This is a genomic window from Streptomyces sp. NPDC051776 (assembly GCF_040681345.1).
Classification (GTDB): domain Bacteria; phylum Actinomycetota; class Actinomycetes; order Streptomycetales; family Streptomycetaceae; genus Streptomyces.
Map to the genome: position 1 here is coordinate 67588 of NZ_JBFAYQ010000015.1, position 15602 is coordinate 83189.

Annotated in this window: 10 protein-coding genes; 8 read left to right on the top strand and 2 right to left on the bottom strand. The window is 71.8% G+C overall.

All coding sequences use genetic code 11. The features are described 5' to 3' along the window. Nucleotides 1-5: 5 nt before the first annotated feature. The 4 genes from AB0M26_RS14705 to AB0M26_RS14720 are packed head-to-tail and all read left to right on the top strand — an operon-like array spanning nt 6 to nt 4331. Nucleotides 6-1169, top strand: coding sequence for an ABC transporter ATP-binding protein (locus AB0M26_RS14705; RefSeq protein ID WP_365259977.1), 1164 nt, complete (start codon nt 6-8; stop codon nt 1167-1169). Beyond that, a complete protein-coding gene (locus tag AB0M26_RS14710) occupies nt 1166-2101 on the top strand; it encodes an ABC transporter permease (RefSeq protein ID WP_365259980.1) in 936 nt (311 codons plus the stop codon). Before AB0M26_RS14705 ends, AB0M26_RS14710 begins: the two co-directional genes overlap by 4 nt. Then, complete coding sequence (locus AB0M26_RS14715) at nt 2101-2886, top strand: ABC transporter permease (protein WP_365259983.1); 786 nt, start codon at nt 2101-2103, stop codon at nt 2884-2886. Before AB0M26_RS14710 ends, AB0M26_RS14715 begins: the two co-directional genes overlap by 1 nt. A 5-nt stretch (nt 2887-2891) precedes the next feature. Next, a complete protein-coding gene (locus tag AB0M26_RS14720) occupies nt 2892-4331 on the top strand; it encodes an FAD-dependent oxidoreductase (RefSeq protein ID WP_365259986.1) in 1440 nt (479 codons plus the stop codon). Between the two features lie 10 nt (nt 4332-4341). On the opposite strand, the gene AB0M26_RS14725 is transcribed toward AB0M26_RS14720, so the two are convergent. After that, entirely contained in the window at nt 4342-4950 is a 609-nt protein-coding gene (locus AB0M26_RS14725; RefSeq protein WP_365259989.1) for a phosphatase PAP2 family protein, read from the bottom strand. Between the two features lie 399 nt (nt 4951-5349). Further along, nucleotides 5350-6699: a 4-aminobutyrate--2-oxoglutarate transaminase gene (gene gabT / locus AB0M26_RS14730; RefSeq protein WP_365259992.1), complete on the bottom strand. Its 1350-nt coding sequence runs from the start codon at nt 6697-6699 to the stop codon at nt 5350-5352. A 331-nt stretch (nt 6700-7030) separates the two neighbouring features. Here gabT and AB0M26_RS14735 point away from each other — a divergent pair, with 331 nt between their 5' ends. The 4 genes from AB0M26_RS14735 to AB0M26_RS14750 all read left to right on the top strand — a co-directional run bounded on the left by AB0M26_RS14735 (nt 7031) and on the right by AB0M26_RS14750 (nt 15539). After that, complete coding sequence (locus AB0M26_RS14735) at nt 7031-9331, top strand: ATP/GTP-binding protein (protein ID WP_365259995.1); 2301 nt, start codon at nt 7031-7033, stop codon at nt 9329-9331. A 289-nt stretch (nt 9332-9620) separates the two neighbouring features. Beyond that, on the top strand, nt 9621-11264 hold the full coding sequence (locus AB0M26_RS14740; RefSeq protein ID WP_365259998.1) for a PucR family transcriptional regulator: 1644 nt from the start codon (nt 9621-9623) through the stop codon (nt 11262-11264). A gap of 552 nt (nt 11265-11816) precedes the next feature. Further along, nucleotides 11817-13262, top strand: a complete 1446-nt coding sequence (locus tag AB0M26_RS14745; protein WP_365260001.1) for an aldehyde dehydrogenase family protein — start codon at nt 11817-11819, stop codon at nt 13260-13262. Nucleotides 13263-13601: 339 nt separating this feature from the next. Continuing rightward, on the top strand, nt 13602-15539 hold the full coding sequence (locus AB0M26_RS14750) for an acyl-CoA dehydrogenase family protein (RefSeq protein ID WP_365260004.1): 1938 nt from the start codon (nt 13602-13604) through the stop codon (nt 15537-15539). Nucleotides 15540-15602: the final 63 nt, after the last annotated feature.

Consider the following 15602-nt stretch of genomic DNA (forward strand, 5'->3'; position numbering starts at 1 on the left):
CCCTCATGACAGAGACCGCCTCGAACAGCAGCAGCGGCGGAGACGTCCGCCTCAACGGGATCAGCAAGACGTACGGGTCTTTCACCGCCGTCCACCCGCTCGACCTCTCCATACCGGCCGGCTCCTTCTTCGCCCTGCTCGGCGCCTCGGGGTGCGGCAAGACCACGACCCTGCGGATGATCGCCGGACTGGAGGAGCCCACCCGGGGCACGGTCGTGCTCGGCGGCAAGAACGTCACGGCCCTGCCCCCGTACAAGCGCCCGGTCAACACCGTCTTCCAGAACTACGCGCTCTTCCCGCACCTTGACATCTACGAGAACGTCGCCTTCGGGCTACGCCGCCGCGGAGTCAAGTCCGTGAAGAAGCAGGTCGGGGAGATGCTGGAGCTGGTCCAGCTCGGGCCGATGGCGCGCCGCAAGCCGCACCAGCTCTCCGGCGGCCAGCAGCAGCGCGTCGCGGTCGCCCGCGCGCTCATCAACCACCCGCAGGTGCTGCTCCTGGACGAGCCGCTCGGCGCGCTCGACCTGAAGCTGCGCCGTCAGATGCAGCTCGAACTCAAGCGGATCCAGACCGAGGTCGGAATCACCTTCGTGCACGTCACCCACGACCAGGAGGAGGCCATGACCATGGCCGACACGGTCGCGGTGATGAACGCGGGCCGCGTCGAGCAACTCGGCGCCCCCGCCGACCTCTACGAGAACCCCAGCACCACCTTCGTCGCCAACTTCCTGGGCACCTCCAACCTCATCGAGGCCGAGGTCGCCGACTCCTCCGGTGACGAGGTCCTGCTCAAGGCGGGGGAGGCCAAGCTCAGGCTGCCTGCAAAACGGTGTTCGGCGGCCGTCCGCACCGGCGGGAAGGTGCTCGCCGGCGTACGCCCCGAGAAGGTGTCCCTGGTCCATGCCGATGACGCCGGCGCCATCTCCGAGGGCCGCAACCGGATCACCGGACGCATCGCCGACTCCAGCTTCATCGGCGTCTCCACCCAGTACGTGGTGGACACCCCCGTCTGCTCCGAGCTCGCCGTCTACGAGCAGAACGTCGAGCGGGACGGCCGGCTGGTGCCGGGTGCCGAGGTCGTCCTCCACTGGAACCCCGCCCACACCTTCGGCTTCGACGCCGATCAGGACATCGACGCGGGCACGGAAACCGTCGAGGAGGGCGCATGACCGCGACCCAGGCGGCGGAAGCGCCTCCCGCACCCCCCTCGCCCGAGGCCCCGGTCCACAAGCCGGGCCCCCGCAAGCGGCTCGTCCCGTACTGGCTCCTGCTGCCCGGCATCGTCTGGCTGGTGGTCTTCTTCCTGGCGCCGATGGTCTACCAGGCCTCTACGTCGGTGCAGACCGGCACCCTGGAGACCGGTTACAAGGTCACCTGGCACTTCGCGACCTACTGGAACGCGCTGGCCGAGTACTACCCGCAGTTCCTGAAGTCGGTGCTCTACTCCGGCACCGCCACCGTGCTGTGCCTGCTCGTCGGCTACCCGCTCGCGTACACCATCGCCTTCCGCGCGGGCCGCTGGCGCAACCTGGTCCTGATCCTGGTCATCGCGCCGTTCTTCACCAGCTTCCTGATCCGCACGCTGGCCTGGAAGACGATCCTCGCCGACGGCGGCCCGGTGGTGGAGCTGCTCAACACCCTGCACATCCTGGACGTGACCTCGCTGCTGGGCGTCACCGACGGGAACCGCGTGCTCGCCACACCGCTCGCGGTCATCTGCGGTCTGACGTACAACTTCCTGCCGTTCATGATCCTTCCGCTCTACACCTCGCTGGAGCGGATCGACGGCCGGCTGCACGAGGCCGCGGGCGACCTCTACGCCCGTCCCTTCACGGCTTTCCGCAAGGTGACCTTCCCGCTGTCGATGCCGGGCGTCGTCGCGGGCACGCTGCTCACCTTCATCCCGGCCACCGGTGACTACATCAACGCCGAACTGCTGGGCTCCACGGACGAGAAGATGGTCGGCAACGTCATCCAGTCGCAGTTCCTGCGGGTCCTCGACTACCCGACGGCCGCCGCGCTGTCCTTCATCCTCATGGCGGCGATCCTCGCGATGGTCACCGTCTACATCCGCAAGTCCGGGACGGAGGACCTCGTCTGATGCGCTGGCTCCGACGCAATCTCGTGGTGATCGCGGGCGTGCTCACGCTCGCCTATCTGATCGTCCCGAACGTCATCGTTCTGGTCTTCTCCTTCAACAAGCCCAACGGGCGGTTCAACTACGAGTGGCAGCGGTTCTCCACCGACGCCTGGACCGACCCGTGCGGCGTGGCCGACTTGTGCGGCTCGCTCGGGCTCAGCCTGCAGATCGCGCTCTGGGCGACCGTCGGCGCGACCGTGCTCGGCACGATGATCGCCTTTGCGCTGGCCCGCTACCGGTTCCGGGCGCGCGGGGCCGTCAACACCCTGATCTTCCTGCCGATGGCCATGCCGGAGGTCGTCATGGGCGCCTCCCTCGGCACCCTGTTCCTCAACCTGGGCGCGGAGTTCGGCTTCTGGACGATCCTCATCGCGCACATCATGTTCTGCCTGAGCTTCGTCGTCACCGCGGTCAAGGCCCGGGTGATGAGCATGGACCCGCGCCTGGAGCAGGCCGCCCAGGACCTCTACGCGGGCCCCGTGCAGACCTTCCTGCGGGTCACCCTGCCCATCGCCGCGCCCGGCATCGCCGCCGGAGCGCTGCTCGCCTTCGCGCTCTCCTTCGACGACTTCATCATCACCAATTTCAACGCGGGCTCGACCGTCACGTTCCCCATGTTCGTATGGGGTTCGGCGCAGCGCGGCACGCCCGTCCAGATCAATGTCATCGGCACGGCGATGTTCGCCGTGGCCGTCCTGTGCGTGCTCGCCGGGCAACTGCTCAGCGGCCGCCGCAAGAGGAGCTGAAATCCATGGCCGTCCGTGCCATGCCCCTCCCTTTCGGGGAACCCACCGCACCGTCCTCCGCTCACTCCCTCGCCGGGGCGCGCCCCGTCCCGTACTGGCTGGACGACCCCGGCAAGCCCGCTGCCCTGCCCGCCCTCGTCGGCGACGAGCACTGCGATCTGCTCGTCGTCGGCGGCGGGTACTCGGGGCTGTGGACCGCGCTCATCGCCAAGGAGCGGGACCCCTCCCGCGATGTCGTCCTCATCGAGGGCAGGGAGACAGGCTGGGCCGCCTCCGGCCGCAACGGCGGCTTCTGTGCCGCCTCCCTCACCCATGGCTTCGCCAACGGACTCTCCCGCTGGCCGGACGAAATGCCCAGGCTCCAGGAGCTGGGCCGGACCAACCTCGACGCGATCGAGTCCGCCGTCGGCCGCTACGGCATCGACTGCGCCTTCGAGCGCACCGGGGAGATCGACCTCGCCACCGAGCCGTACCAGGTCGCCGAACTGCGCGAGAGAGCGGAACAGGCGGCCGCGCTCGGCATCGAGCTGACCCACCTGGACGGTGACGCGGTGCGGGCCGAGGTCGACTCACCGACCTTCCTCGCCGGGCTCTGGGACCGCACCGGCGTCGCCATGCTCAACCCGGCCCGCCTCGCCTGGGGGCTGAAGCGCGCCTGCCTCGACCTCGGAGTACGGATCCACGAACACACCCCGGCCACCGAGCTGGTCCCGCGCGGCGCGGGCATGGGCGTGCGCACCCCGTACGGCCGGGTCCTGGCCCGGCAGGTGGCGCTCGGGACCAACGCCTTCCCCAACCTGGTGCGCCGGGTCCGCCCGTACGTGGTTCCGGTCTACGACTACGCGCTGATGACCGAGCCGCTCAAGCAGGATCAGCTCGCCTCCATCGGCTGGAGGAACCGGCAGGGCCTCTCCGACAGCGCCAACCACTTCCACTACTTCCGGCTGACCGAGGACAACCGGATCCTCTGGGGCGGCTACGACGTCGTCTATCACTACGGCGGGCGCATCGCGGAGGAGTACCACCAGCGCCCCGAGACGTATCTCAAGCTCGCCGGCCACTTCTTCCGCTGCTTCCCGCAGCTCGAAGGCGTGCGGTTCACCCACACCTGGGGCGGTGTCATCGACACCTGCTCGCGGTTCTCGCCGTTCTTCGGCACGGCCCACCGGGGGCGCGTCGCGTACGCGGTGGGCTACACCGGACTCGGCGTCGGGGCCAGCCGGTTCGGGGCGGACGTGATGCTCGATCTGCTCGGCGGCGAGAGGACCGAGCGCACCGAGACCGACATGGTGCGCTCCAAGCCGCTGCCCTTCCCGCCGGAACCGGTGCGCTGGGCGGGCATCGGCATCACCCAGTGGTCGCTGGCCCGTGCGGATGCGGGCGGCGGCCGGCGCAACCTCTGGCTCAAGGCGATGGACCGGATCGGCCTCGGCTTCGACTCGTAGCCGGGCCCTCTCATGCCCGCCGTCGGTGCGTCAGCGGTACGCACAGCGCACACAGCAGTCCGCCGAACAGCAGCCAACTGCCCAGCACATCGATCGGCCAGTGGTAGCCGCAGAGGATCAGCCCCGCGCCGACGAGGAGGTTGAGCAGGAGCGCCGCGCCGGCCAGCAGCAGGCGGGCCAGGGCGCGGCGCAGTGCGGGGGCGAGGAGAAGGGCCGCGGCGCCGTACGCGACGGTGGCGGTCGCCGCGTGGCCCGAGGGGTACCAGCCGTAGTTCTCCGCGGGGCCGAGCGGACCCGGTCGGCCGATCACGTCCTTCAGCGGGACCACGAGCGCCGGGACGGACGCCATCGCGGCGGCGGCGGTCAGCGGCGGCAGCCACCAGCGCCGTACGCGCATCCGTAACCCGTGCCACACAGCGCAGCCCACCGCCGCCACCAGGACGATCAGCGCGATCTGCGTGTTGCCAAGGTCGGCGGCGGCCTCGGCGAGGGGGTGTGCGGACCCGGGATGGAAGAGCCGGTGACCGATGCGCTCGTCCAGCGCGCGCAGCCACCCTCCGGTCGAGATCTGCCAGGTGAGCAGAGTGAAGAGGACCCCGCACAGGACGGGAAGGACCACTGGGACGAACAGCCTCCCCAAAGGCGACCGCCCCGGAACAGGGGGGAGAGTTCCAGGGCGGTCGTCGCGACCGGTGTGCCGCGCGCCCCGGGGGGTATGGGGCGGGCGGCCGTCCGATCGGTGAGGAGTTCCGGAGCCGGAAGCTCCGGTGGTGTGCGCGAGGGCACGGCCGGGCCGGGGCTGGGGATGCGCCGACTCGGCATCGCCCGCAGTCCCCTGCGAGCGGGGTGTTTCTCTCATCTGCAGGAACCGTACGCCAGGCGGGGCGGGCCCGACAGACGGATCGCCCGTCCGCCATCGGCCCCCCACACATTCTTCACGAGGCCTCACAGATGGCCCAGTGGATCATGGCGGGGGCCGGTGAACAGGCCGAACTCCCGTACGGTTCCCGGAAACTGGTCAGAGCCCGGCGAGGGCGTCCTCCAGAATGTCCAGGCCTTCGTTCAGCAGGTCCTCGCCGATGACCAGCGGCGGCAGGAAGCGCAGGACGTTGCCGTACGTGCCGGTGGTCAGGACGAGCAGGCCCTCGGAGTGGCACGCCTTGGCCAGCGCGGCCGTCGCCTCCGGGTTGGGCTCCTTGGAACCGGACTTCACCAGCTCGATGGCGATCATCGCGCCACGGCCGCGGACATCGCCGATGACGTCGTACTTCTCCTGCATCGCGGCCAGCCGCGGCTTCATGATGTCCGCGATCCGCCGGGCCCTGGCGGGAAGGTCGAGCTCGCGCATCGTCTCGATCGCGCCGAGCGCCGCGGCGCAGGCGACCGGATTGCCGCCGTACGTGCCGCCCAGACCACCGCTGTGCGCGGCGTCCATGATCTCGGCGCGACCGGTCACGGCGGCGAGCGGCAGGCCGCCCGCGATGCCCTTGGCGGTGGTGATCAGATCGGGAACGATGCCCTCGTCCTCGCACGCGAACCACTGGCCGGTGCGGCAGAAGCCGGACTGGATCTCGTCGGCGACGAAGACGATCCCGTTGTCCTTGGCGAACCGCGCGATCGCGGGCAGGAAGCCCTTGGCCGGCTCGATGAAGCCGCCCTCGCCGAGGAGCGGCTCGATCACGACCGCGGCGACGTTCTCGGCGCCGATCTGCTTGGTGATCATGTCGATGGCCTGGTCCGCGGCTTCCTTGGCGCAGTTCTCGGGCCCGGTCAGCCAGCGGAAGGGGTAGGCGACGGGCGCGCGGTAGATCTCCGGCGCGAAGGGGCCGAACGAGTGCTTGTACGGCATGTTCTTCGACGTGAGCGCCATCGTCAGGTTGGTCCGGCCGTGGTAGCCGTGGTCGAACACGACGACGGCCTGTCGCTTGGTGTAGGAGCGGGCGATCTTCACCGCGTTCTCCACGGCCTCGGCGCCGGAGTTGAACAGCGCCGACTTCTTGGCGTGGTCGCCCGGCGTGAGGCGGGCCAGCTCCTCGCACACCTCCACATAGCCCTCGTACGGCGTGACCATGAAACAGGTGTGGGTGAAGTCGGCGAGCTGGGCGGACGCCCGGCGTACGACGGCCTCGGCGCTGTTGCCGACCGTGGTCACGGCGATGCCGGAGCCGAAGTCGATGAACGAGTTGCCGTCCACGTCCTCGAGCACGCCGCCCTCCGCACGCGCGGCGAAGACCGGCATCACGGATCCGACGCCACCGGCGACCGCCGAGGTCCGGCGGGCCTGCAGCTCCCGGGACTTCGGCCCGGGGATCGCGGTGACGACGCGGCGCTCCTGCGGGAGCGAGGGGCCTCCGGCGGTTGCGGTCATGGTGGATCTCCTGTGGTCCGGGGATGAACGCAGCCCATTCGGGCTTACGTGGGCCTACTGGTCCTACTCCCGCAGGCTAGGGCCGGACCACGGCCGGGGGCATGCTCCGTCGGGTAGCGGTGCGCGTGTCACGTTGTCCGTGGTGGCCATAGCGCCGCCGGCGCCCCCGGAAGCCACCCGTGCGCGCCCTGCGGGGGTCTGCTGCACCGGCCACCCCGTCCGGCGCACCGTCAGCCGCGGCGGACGGATCGCTGAACTCCCCAGGCGGGGGCACTAGATTGAGCGGCGGCGCTTACCGAACACCCGGGCCGGTCAGGGGGCACAGCAGCAGATGGACACCGAGGGCACGTACGACCCGCGCAGCACGCGATCGGACCACGTGCCCCGGCCCGCGGGACCGCCGCCGGCCGGAGCTGTCCCACCACGCCCGGCGTCGGCGCCGCCCGTGCCGCCGCTTCCGCCCGGCCGGCCGGGGGAGGGGGACTTCCTCGCCTGGCTGCGGACCCCGCGCGCCCTGGCCGCCCCGGGCATCTGGGCCTTCGGCCACCGCCCCCGGCCCCCGGAGGAACCGGACCGCATCCCCGGCCGCCAGCTTTTCAGCGGTGCGCTGATCGCGTTCCTGTGCGGCTGGCTGCTCTGGTCACTGCTGTGGAACCAGTACCTCGAGGGCTGGTGGATCTTCGTCGACGACTGGTGGCTGCTGCCGATGCTGCTGCTGGTGCCCGACGACTGGAAGGCGACCCAGGGCTTCGTCGCGGTCTCCTACCTCTACTACGCGCTCGTTCTGACCGGCCTCGCCGTCGGTTTCGGCCGCGTCGGCAACTGGCGCGAGGTCTGGCGGCGCTACGGCATCCCGCTGTGGCCGCTGTTCGTGCTCCTGCCCGGCGTATGGCGTGAAATGCCGCGTACCACCTCGTGGCTGGAGACCGTGTCGGACGTGTACTACGTCCTGCTGGCGGGCGCCGTCGTCGCGGCCGTCGGACGCGCCGGGACATGGCCGCAGCTGCGCCGGCCCCGGCAAACCGCACATGCCCAGGCCCCGCCCGAGCCACAGGAGGATCCCGCCGAGTGGCCCGAGCTAAGGGCGGCGGGGGCGGCAGAAGCGGCCGATACGCTCGCCGCCGAGGCACGGGCAGGGCGGATGAACGACGTGGACCATGCGCGGATCAGCCGCGCCTGGCGTTCCGTACAGGCCCGGCCCTCCCGCCTGGCGGCCTTCGTCGACACCGTGCGGCAGCACGGCGCGGCAGCCTGCGCGCATCCGTCGGGCGCCCGCGATCTGCCCGCCCGCACCGCCCGCCACGACCTGCGCACCCGTCAGGTGCGGATCGGCACCGCGGCCGACGAACCGCGCAATCCGTACGCGTACCGGGGCGCCGGATCCGCCCTCGACCCGGCGCTCCTCGGCACCTCGGTGCTTGCCGTCGGACCGCCCGGCTCCGGCAAGACCGGGCATCTGGTCCTGCCGGTCGTGGAGGCCCTGTGCCTACAGGCGCTCGCCGGGCTGGCCGCGGTCGTCGCCGTCGGGGCGGCCGGTGCGGGGCTCGGTCCGGACGAGGCGTTCGACGTCGTGATCCGGATCGGGCAGCCCGGTTCCGCCTACGACCTGGACCTCTACGGCGGCACCAGCGATCCGGACGCCGCGGCGGCCATGCTCGCCGAGGCCCTCGTCGGGGACCTGGCCGACACCTTGCTCGGCGGCGACAGCCGCAGGGCGGCAACGGTCCTGGCCCAGGTGCTCGGACCGTTCCGCGCCGTCCACGGCCGCTTCCCCGCCGTAGCGGAGCTGCGAGAGCTGCTGGACGGCTCGAAGGCCGCTCTCGGCGCGCTCCGCTCCGCGCTGGAGCGGTCCGGCGACGCCACACAGCTCCGCGAACTCGACGCGCGCGAGCGGCAGTCGGGGCGTGCAGGAGACGCGGGCGCCCTGCTGGCCGACCGGATCGCCCTGCTCGACCGCCCGGCCTTCGCGGACTTCTTCGACCCCACGGGGGAGGGGAGCCCGTTCTCGCTACGTGCCCTGGAGCACCCGTTGCGGGTCCGTATCGACCTGCCCGAGCGCGGTCACGCGGAGGCGTCCCGGCTGCTGGCCCGCCTGGTTCTCGCGCAGTTCGCCGAGTGCGCCACGGCCCGCACCGACCGCTCGCTCTTCACCTGCGTGGTGCTCGACGACGCCACGCAGACCGTCACTGCCGAGTCGCTGCGCGGCATCCAGCGGCTGCGCTCGGCGAACGCCGGGGCCGTGCTGACGCTGCGGACGCTGGAGGACGTACCGGAGGCGCTGCGGACCCCCCTGCTCGGCGCGGTCGGCTGCCGGATGGCCTTCGCCGGGGTGACGACGTGGGACGGCGCCCGTTTCGCGGAGGTGTGGGGCAAGGAGTGGGTGGAGGCCCGCGACGTCACCAACCGGCAGATCATCGCCGACGAGCCGCTCACGCGCGTGGTGCACACCGTCCGCCGCCTCGTCACGGGGCGGGCGGTGACGGCGGAGTCGGTGACCGTACGGAGGGTGGAGCGCGAAAGGTGGTCGGCCTCCGAGCTGGCCCACTCCGTCCCGGCCGGGCATGCGGTGCTGTCATTGACGACCGTCCGCGGCGAACACGCCCCGCCGGTGCTGGTCGACCTGCGCGGTTAGCGCGGGGTACGGACCGGCTCGGGGTGAGGAGCGGCTCGCGTCACCGACCGGCTCGGGGCCCGGACCGGCTCGCGGTGAGGAGCGGCTGGCGGCACCGACCGGCTCGGGGCACCGACCGGCTCGGGGCACCGACCGGTCCGGGGCACGGACCGCGGAGCAGGACCGGTCAGCGGAAGCGTGCCCTCCGCACCTCGCCCAGGCCGCGGAAGCGCGTGCGGCGGATTCGTCCGCTGAGGCAGAATTGGGCCATGCCGTTCATACGGAGCGGCGAAGTCTGCCTGAAGGTGCCATGCCTCCCACTCTCGCGTCCCTCGTCCAGCACTCGGCACTCAGGCTCGGTGTCCGCGCGGGCGAGGGCCGCCTGGAGACCGAGGTCCGCTGGGCGCACCCCAGTGAACTCGACGACCCCGTGCCGTACATGGACGGCGGCGAACTCCTGCTCACCACGGCCATGAAGCTCGACGCCGAGGACGCGGACGCGATGCGCCGGTACGTCACGAGGCTGGCCGGCGCCGGCGTCGTCGGGCTCGGCTTCGCCGTCGGCGTCAACTACGAGCGGATCCCGCAGGCCTTGGTCGACGCCGCGCACGAGCAGGACTTCCCGCTCCTGGAGGTTCCGCGACGCACTCCGTTCATCGCCATCAGCAAGGCGGTCTCGGCCGCCATAGCCGCCGACCAGTACCGGGCCGTCACCGCGGGCTTCGACGCCCAGCGTGAGCTGACCCGTGCCGCGCTCGGGACCGACGGACCCGCCGCGCTTCTCGCCCGGCTCGCCGCGCACGTCGACGGCTGGGCGGCGCTGTACGACGCGACCGGGACCGTCGTGGCCGCCGCCCCCGACTGGGCCGCGCGCCGGGCCGCCCGGCTCGCCTCCGATGCCGCCCGGCTGCGGGAGCGGCCCGCGCCCGCGACGGCCGTGGCCGGTGGCACCGACGAGGGCGAGGACCGCGTCGAGCTGCAGTCACTGGGCACCGGGCGCCGCGCCCGCGGCGTCCTCGCCGTCGGCACCGGCGCCCCCCTGGGCACCGCCGAGCGCTACGCCGTGCACTCCGCCATCGCACTGCTCACCCTGACGACCGAGCGCTCCCGCTCCCTGCACGAGGCGGAGCAGCGACTCGGCGCCGCGGTGCTGCGGATGCTGCTGGCGGGCGAGCCGGACCATGCGCGGGCGGTGACGGGCGAACTCTACGGAGGTCTGCTGGACGCGCCGTTCCGCATGCTCGTTGCCGAGACCGCACCGAGCGCCGCCGCGGCGGACGGTGGTACGGCGGGGTCCGGCGGCCGTCCGGAGCCCGACCCGCTGGGCGCGCTGGCCGACGCCGTGGAGGCCGCGGCGGCCCGCGGCGGCGAGGCCGTCCTCGTCGTACCGGACGGCGCGCGCCTGGTGGTCCTGGCCCCCGATGGGGGGACGGCTCTCGCGGCCTGTTTCGCTCATGCCGAGGGGCTGGAGGAACAGCGTGGCCCCGCCGGAGCGCACGGCGAGAGCGCGGCGGACCACGGACCCGAACCGGTCATAGGGCTCTCGGCGCCGGCGGGCCCGATCGCCGCGGCGGGCGCGTACAGCCAGGCCGAACAGGCCCTGTCCGTCGCCCGCCGCCGCGGGCGCGTGATCGTCGAGCACGAGCAGGTCGCCGCCGGGTCCGTTCTCCCGCTCCTGGCCGACGACGCCGTACGTGCCTTCGCCGACGGCATGCTCCGGGCGCTCCACGACCACGACGCGACCGGCCGCGGCGACCTGGTCGCCTCCCTGCGCGCCTGGCTCTCCCGCCACGGGCAGTGGGACGCGGCGGCGGCCGACCTCGGCGTCCACCGCCACACGCTGCGCTACCGCATGCGCCGCGTCGAGGAGATCCTCGGCCGTTCCCTGGACGACCCGGACGTCCGTATGGAGTTGTGGCTAGCGCTCAAGGCCACGGCCCCCGGCACGGACTGACCCGCCGCGTGGCGCGGCGGGCCGCGGCCACGCCCCCGGCGTGACCGCCCCAACGCCGGTGTCGCCTCTGCGTGCCCGGCCCAACGCCGGTGTCGTATCTGCGGGTCCGGCCGGTCGGACTGGTGGCCGGCCTTCGTACGGCAGGGTCGGCGCGCCGGTGCCGCGTCCGGCCGCACATACGCGGCCCCCGGGCGACCGTGAGCCGTCTTTCGCGGCGCACTGCCCCGCCGCCCGCCGGTCCGGGTGACCTGCTGCCGGACGCGCCGGGATCAGCCGGCCGCGGCCACGCCCGGCGTGCCGGCCTCAACGCCGGTGTCGCCTCTGCGTGCCCGCCTCGGCGCCTCTGCGTCGGTGTCGCAGTCCGCGCACACGCACTCCGACACGCGCGACCGTCCCGCCCCACCCGCCCCACCTCATAGGGACCGACGCTGCCAAACCGGCGCGGCGGAGAGGGGATACCACTCCACGCCGGACAAACCACATTCGGCGTCCCGCCCCCTACCGTGGGGGGCCAGAGACAACCCCACCACTTCGGAAGGGCCGGGATCCGCTGTGACCACACATCACGCCTTCTGGCTGGCCGGGCGCGAGGCGACCGGCGACGACACGCTCGACGTCACCTCCCCCTGGGACGGCAATCTCGTCGGCACCGTCAGCGTTCCCAGCGAGGCCCAGGTCGAGGAGGCCGTGGCCGCGGCGTACGCCGTACGCGACGAGTTCGCCGCCACGCCCGCCCACGTACGGGCCGCCGCCCTCGACCACGTCTCGCGCCGCCTCGTCGAGCGCACCGAGGAGATCGCCCGGCTGATCTCGGCCGAGAACGGCAAGCCCCTCAAATGGGCCCGAGGCGAGGTCGGCCGCGCCATCTCCGTCTTCCGGTTCGCGGCCGAGGAGGCGCGCCGCTTCAACGGCGGCGAGGCGCAGCGCTTGGACACCGATCTCGGTGGCGTCGGCCGGCTCGCCTTCACCCGCCGCTTCCCGCGCGGCGTGGTACTGGGCATCGCCCCGTTCAACTTCCCGCTGAACCTCTGCGCCCACAAACTCGCCCCGGCGATCGCCGTCGGGACGCCGATCATCCTCAAGCCCGCTCCGGCGACGCCGCTCTCCGGGCTGATCCTCGGCGACCTGCTCTCGGAGACCGAGCTGCCGGCGGGTTCGTGGAGCATCCTGCCGGTGCCCAACGACCGCATGCCCGCCCTCGTCCAGGACGAGCGGCTCCCAATCATCTCGTTCACCGGCTCCGACAAGGTCGGCTTCGCGATCATGGAGTCGGTGCCCCGTAAGCACTGCACCCTGGAGCTCGGGGGCAACGGCGCCGCCGTCGTCCTCCCCGACTACTCCTCCGAGGCCGACCTGGACTGGGCCGCGACCCGCATCGCGACCTTCTCCAACTACCAGGGCGGCCAGTCCTGCATCTCCGTGCAGCGGGTCATCGCCGACGCCTCCGTCTACGACCGGCTGGTGCCGAAGGTGATCGCCGCCGTCGAGGCGCAGGTCACCGGCGACCCGTCGGACAGCGCCACCGACGTCGGCCCGCTGGTCAGCGAGGACGCCGCCAAGCGCGTCGAGTCCTGGGTCGACGAGGCCGTCCAGTCCGGCGCCAGGCTGCTGGCGGGCGGCAAGCGTGACGGCGCCTCGTATGCCCCGACCGTGCTCGAAGACGTGCCGGACGACGTGACGATCGCGTGCGAGGAGGTTTTCGGCCCGGTGCTGACCCTGCAGAAGGTCGACGGCGAGGCCGAGGCGTTCGCGGCGGTCAACAAGTCCAAGTACGGCCTCCAGTCCGGGGTGTTCACCCACGACCTGCAGACCGCGTTCCGTGCCCACCGCGCGCTCGAGGTCGGCGGCGTCATCATCGGTGACGTGCCGTCCTACCGCGCGGACCAGATGCCCTACGGCGGTATCAAGCAGTCCGGTGTGGGCCGCGAGGGCGTGAAGTTCGCGATGGACGACTACACCTACGAGCGGGTCATGGTGTTCACGGGCATCGATCTCTGAGCGGCCTCCGCTCCGGCGGCCGGGGACGCACCGAGGGGGTGCGTCCGCGGCCGCCGGCGTTTCCGCAAGCCGGGCAGTGCGTCCGTCGGCCGTCCGGACGAGCCTCGTGCCACCGCCCGATCCGCCCGGTGCCCGTTCCTGGCCGTCGTCCCGGCGAAGGCCACAACGAGGAAATCACCCAAAGTCAAGTACATCCTTCCGGTGGGTCGTGCACAAAGTCTGGTAGAGCCGTCGTGGATCGGGTACATACGGTCGAGTAGCACCGACAGGTAGTGAATAGCTCAGACTGGAAGCAAGTCGACCGGTGCAGCCCCGACTCCGCGGCGAGGTGACCCCGTCATGACCGCCACACCCACCAGGCCCACCGTCTCCGAGCGCGAAGCGCGCCAAGTCGCAGAGGCGGCCCGTGAGCAGGACTGGCGCAAGCCGAGCTTCGCCAAGGAGCTGTTCCTGGGCAGGTTCCGGCTCGACCTGATCCATCCGCACCCCATGCCGGATGCCGAAGGCGTACGGCGTGGTGAGGAGTTCCTCGCCAAGCTGCGCGACTTCTGCGAGACCCGGATCGACAGCGCCCGGATCGAGCGCGAGGCCCAGATCCCCGACGAGGTGATCAACGGCCTCAAGCAGCTCGGCGCGCTGGGCATGAAGATCGACACGAAGTACGGCGGTCTCGGCCTCACGCAGGTCTACTACAACCGCGCCCTGTCCCTGGTCGGCACCGCCAGCCCCGCTCTCGGCGCGCTGCTCTCGGCCCACCAGTCGATCGGTGTGCCGCAGCCGCTGAAGCTGTTCGGGACCCAGGAGCAGAAGGACACGTTCCTCCCGCGGTGCGCCCGTACGGACATCTCTGCCTTCCTCCTCACCGAACCGGACGTGGGCTCGGACCCGGCGCGTCTTGCGACCACCGCCGTGCCCGACGGGGACGACTACATCCTCGACGGCGTCAAGCTGTGGACCACCAACGGCGTCGTGGCCGACCTGCTGGTCGTCATGGCCCGGGTGCCGAAGTCGGAGGGCCACAAGGGCGGTATCACCGCGTTCGTCGTCGAGGCGGCCTCCGAGGGCATCACGGTCGAGAACCGCAACGCCTTCATGGGCCTGCGCGGCATCGAGAACGGCGTGACCCGTTTCCACCGGGTCCGCGTACCCGCCGCCAACCGCATCGGCCTCGAGGGCGCCGGCCTCAAGATCGCCCTCACGACGCTCAACACCGGGCGCCTCTCGCTGCCCGCGATGTGCGTCGGCGCCGGCAAGTGGTGCCTGAAGATCGCCCGCGAGTGGTCCGGCGTCCGCGAGCAGTGGGGCAAGCCGATCGCCAGCCACGAGGCCATCGGTTCGAAGATCTCCTTCATCGCCGCCACCACCTTCGCGCTCGAAGCCGTGGTCGACCTCTCCAGCCAGATGGCCGACGAGGACCGCAACGACATCCGTATCGAGGCGGCCCTGGCCAAGCTGTACGGCTCAGAAATGGGCTGTCTGATGGCCGACGAGCTGGTGCAGATCCGCGGCGGCCGCGGCTTCGAGACGGCCGAGTCGCTGGCCGCCCGCGGCGAGCGCGCCGTGCCCGCCGAGCAGATGCTCCGCGACCTGCGGATCAACCGGATCTTCGAGGGCTCGACCGAGATCATGCACCTGCTGATCGCCCGCGAGGCGGTCGACGCCCATCTCTCCGTCGCGGGCGATCTCATCGACCCCGACAAGTCCCTTTCGGACAAGGCGAAGGCGGGCGCAAGGGCCGGCGGCTTCTACGCCCGCTGGCTGCCCAAGCTCGTCGCAGGTCCCGGCCAACTCCCGGGCACCTACGGCGAGTTCCACCGCTCCGGCCACCCCGACCTGTCCGTCCAGCTGCGGTACGTCGAGCGCGCCTCGCGCAAGCTCGCCCGCTCCACCTTCTACGCCATGTCCCGCTGGCAGGGCCGGATGGAGACCAAGCAGGGCTTCCTCGGCCGCATCGTCGACATCGGCGCCGAACTGTTCGCGATGAGCGCGGCGTGCGTACGCGCCGAGCACCTGCGGTCGACGGGCGACCACGGCAGCGAGGCGTACAAGCTGGCCGACGTCTTCTGCAAGCAGTCCCGCGTCCGCGTCGAGGAGCTCTTCGGGCGGCTGTGGCAGAACACCGACGACCTCGACCGCAAGCTCGTCAAGGGGATCCTCGCCGGCCAGTACACCTGGATGGAAGAGGGCATGGTCGACCTCAGCGGCGACGGTCCCTGGATCGCCGACGCCACCCCCGGCCCGGCCCAGCGGGAGAACGTCCACCGCCCCATCCGCTGACGCGGTCCACTCCGGCGCGGCGCACCGCATCCCTCGGTGCGCCGCGCCGTGCCGTCCCCCTGC

Bases quoted from the DNA above. Each gene is read 5' to 3' on its own strand.
- AB0M26_RS14710 (WP_365259980.1), top strand. From the start codon at position 1,166: ATGACCGCGACCCAGGCGGCGGAAGCGCCTCCCGCACCCCCCTCGCCC.
- AB0M26_RS14715 (WP_365259983.1), top strand. From the start codon at position 2,101: ATGCGCTGGCTCCGACGCAATCTCGTGGTGATCGCGGGCGTGCTCACG.
- gabT (WP_365259992.1), bottom strand. From the start codon at position 6,699: ATGACCGCAACCGCCGGAGGCCCCTCGCTCCCGCAGGAGCGCCGCGTC.
- AB0M26_RS14740 (WP_365259998.1), top strand. From the start codon at position 9,621: ATGCCTCCCACTCTCGCGTCCCTCGTCCAGCACTCGGCACTCAGGCTC.
- AB0M26_RS14750 (WP_365260004.1), top strand. From the start codon at position 13,602: ATGACCGCCACACCCACCAGGCCCACCGTCTCCGAGCGCGAAGCGCGC.
- AB0M26_RS14720 (WP_365259986.1), top strand. From the start codon at position 2,892: ATGGCCGTCCGTGCCATGCCCCTCCCTTTCGGGGAACCCACCGCACCG.
- AB0M26_RS14705 (WP_365259977.1), top strand. From the start codon at position 6: ATGACAGAGACCGCCTCGAACAGCAGCAGCGGCGGAGACGTCCGCCTC.
- AB0M26_RS14735 (WP_365259995.1), top strand. From the start codon at position 7,031: ATGGACACCGAGGGCACGTACGACCCGCGCAGCACGCGATCGGACCAC.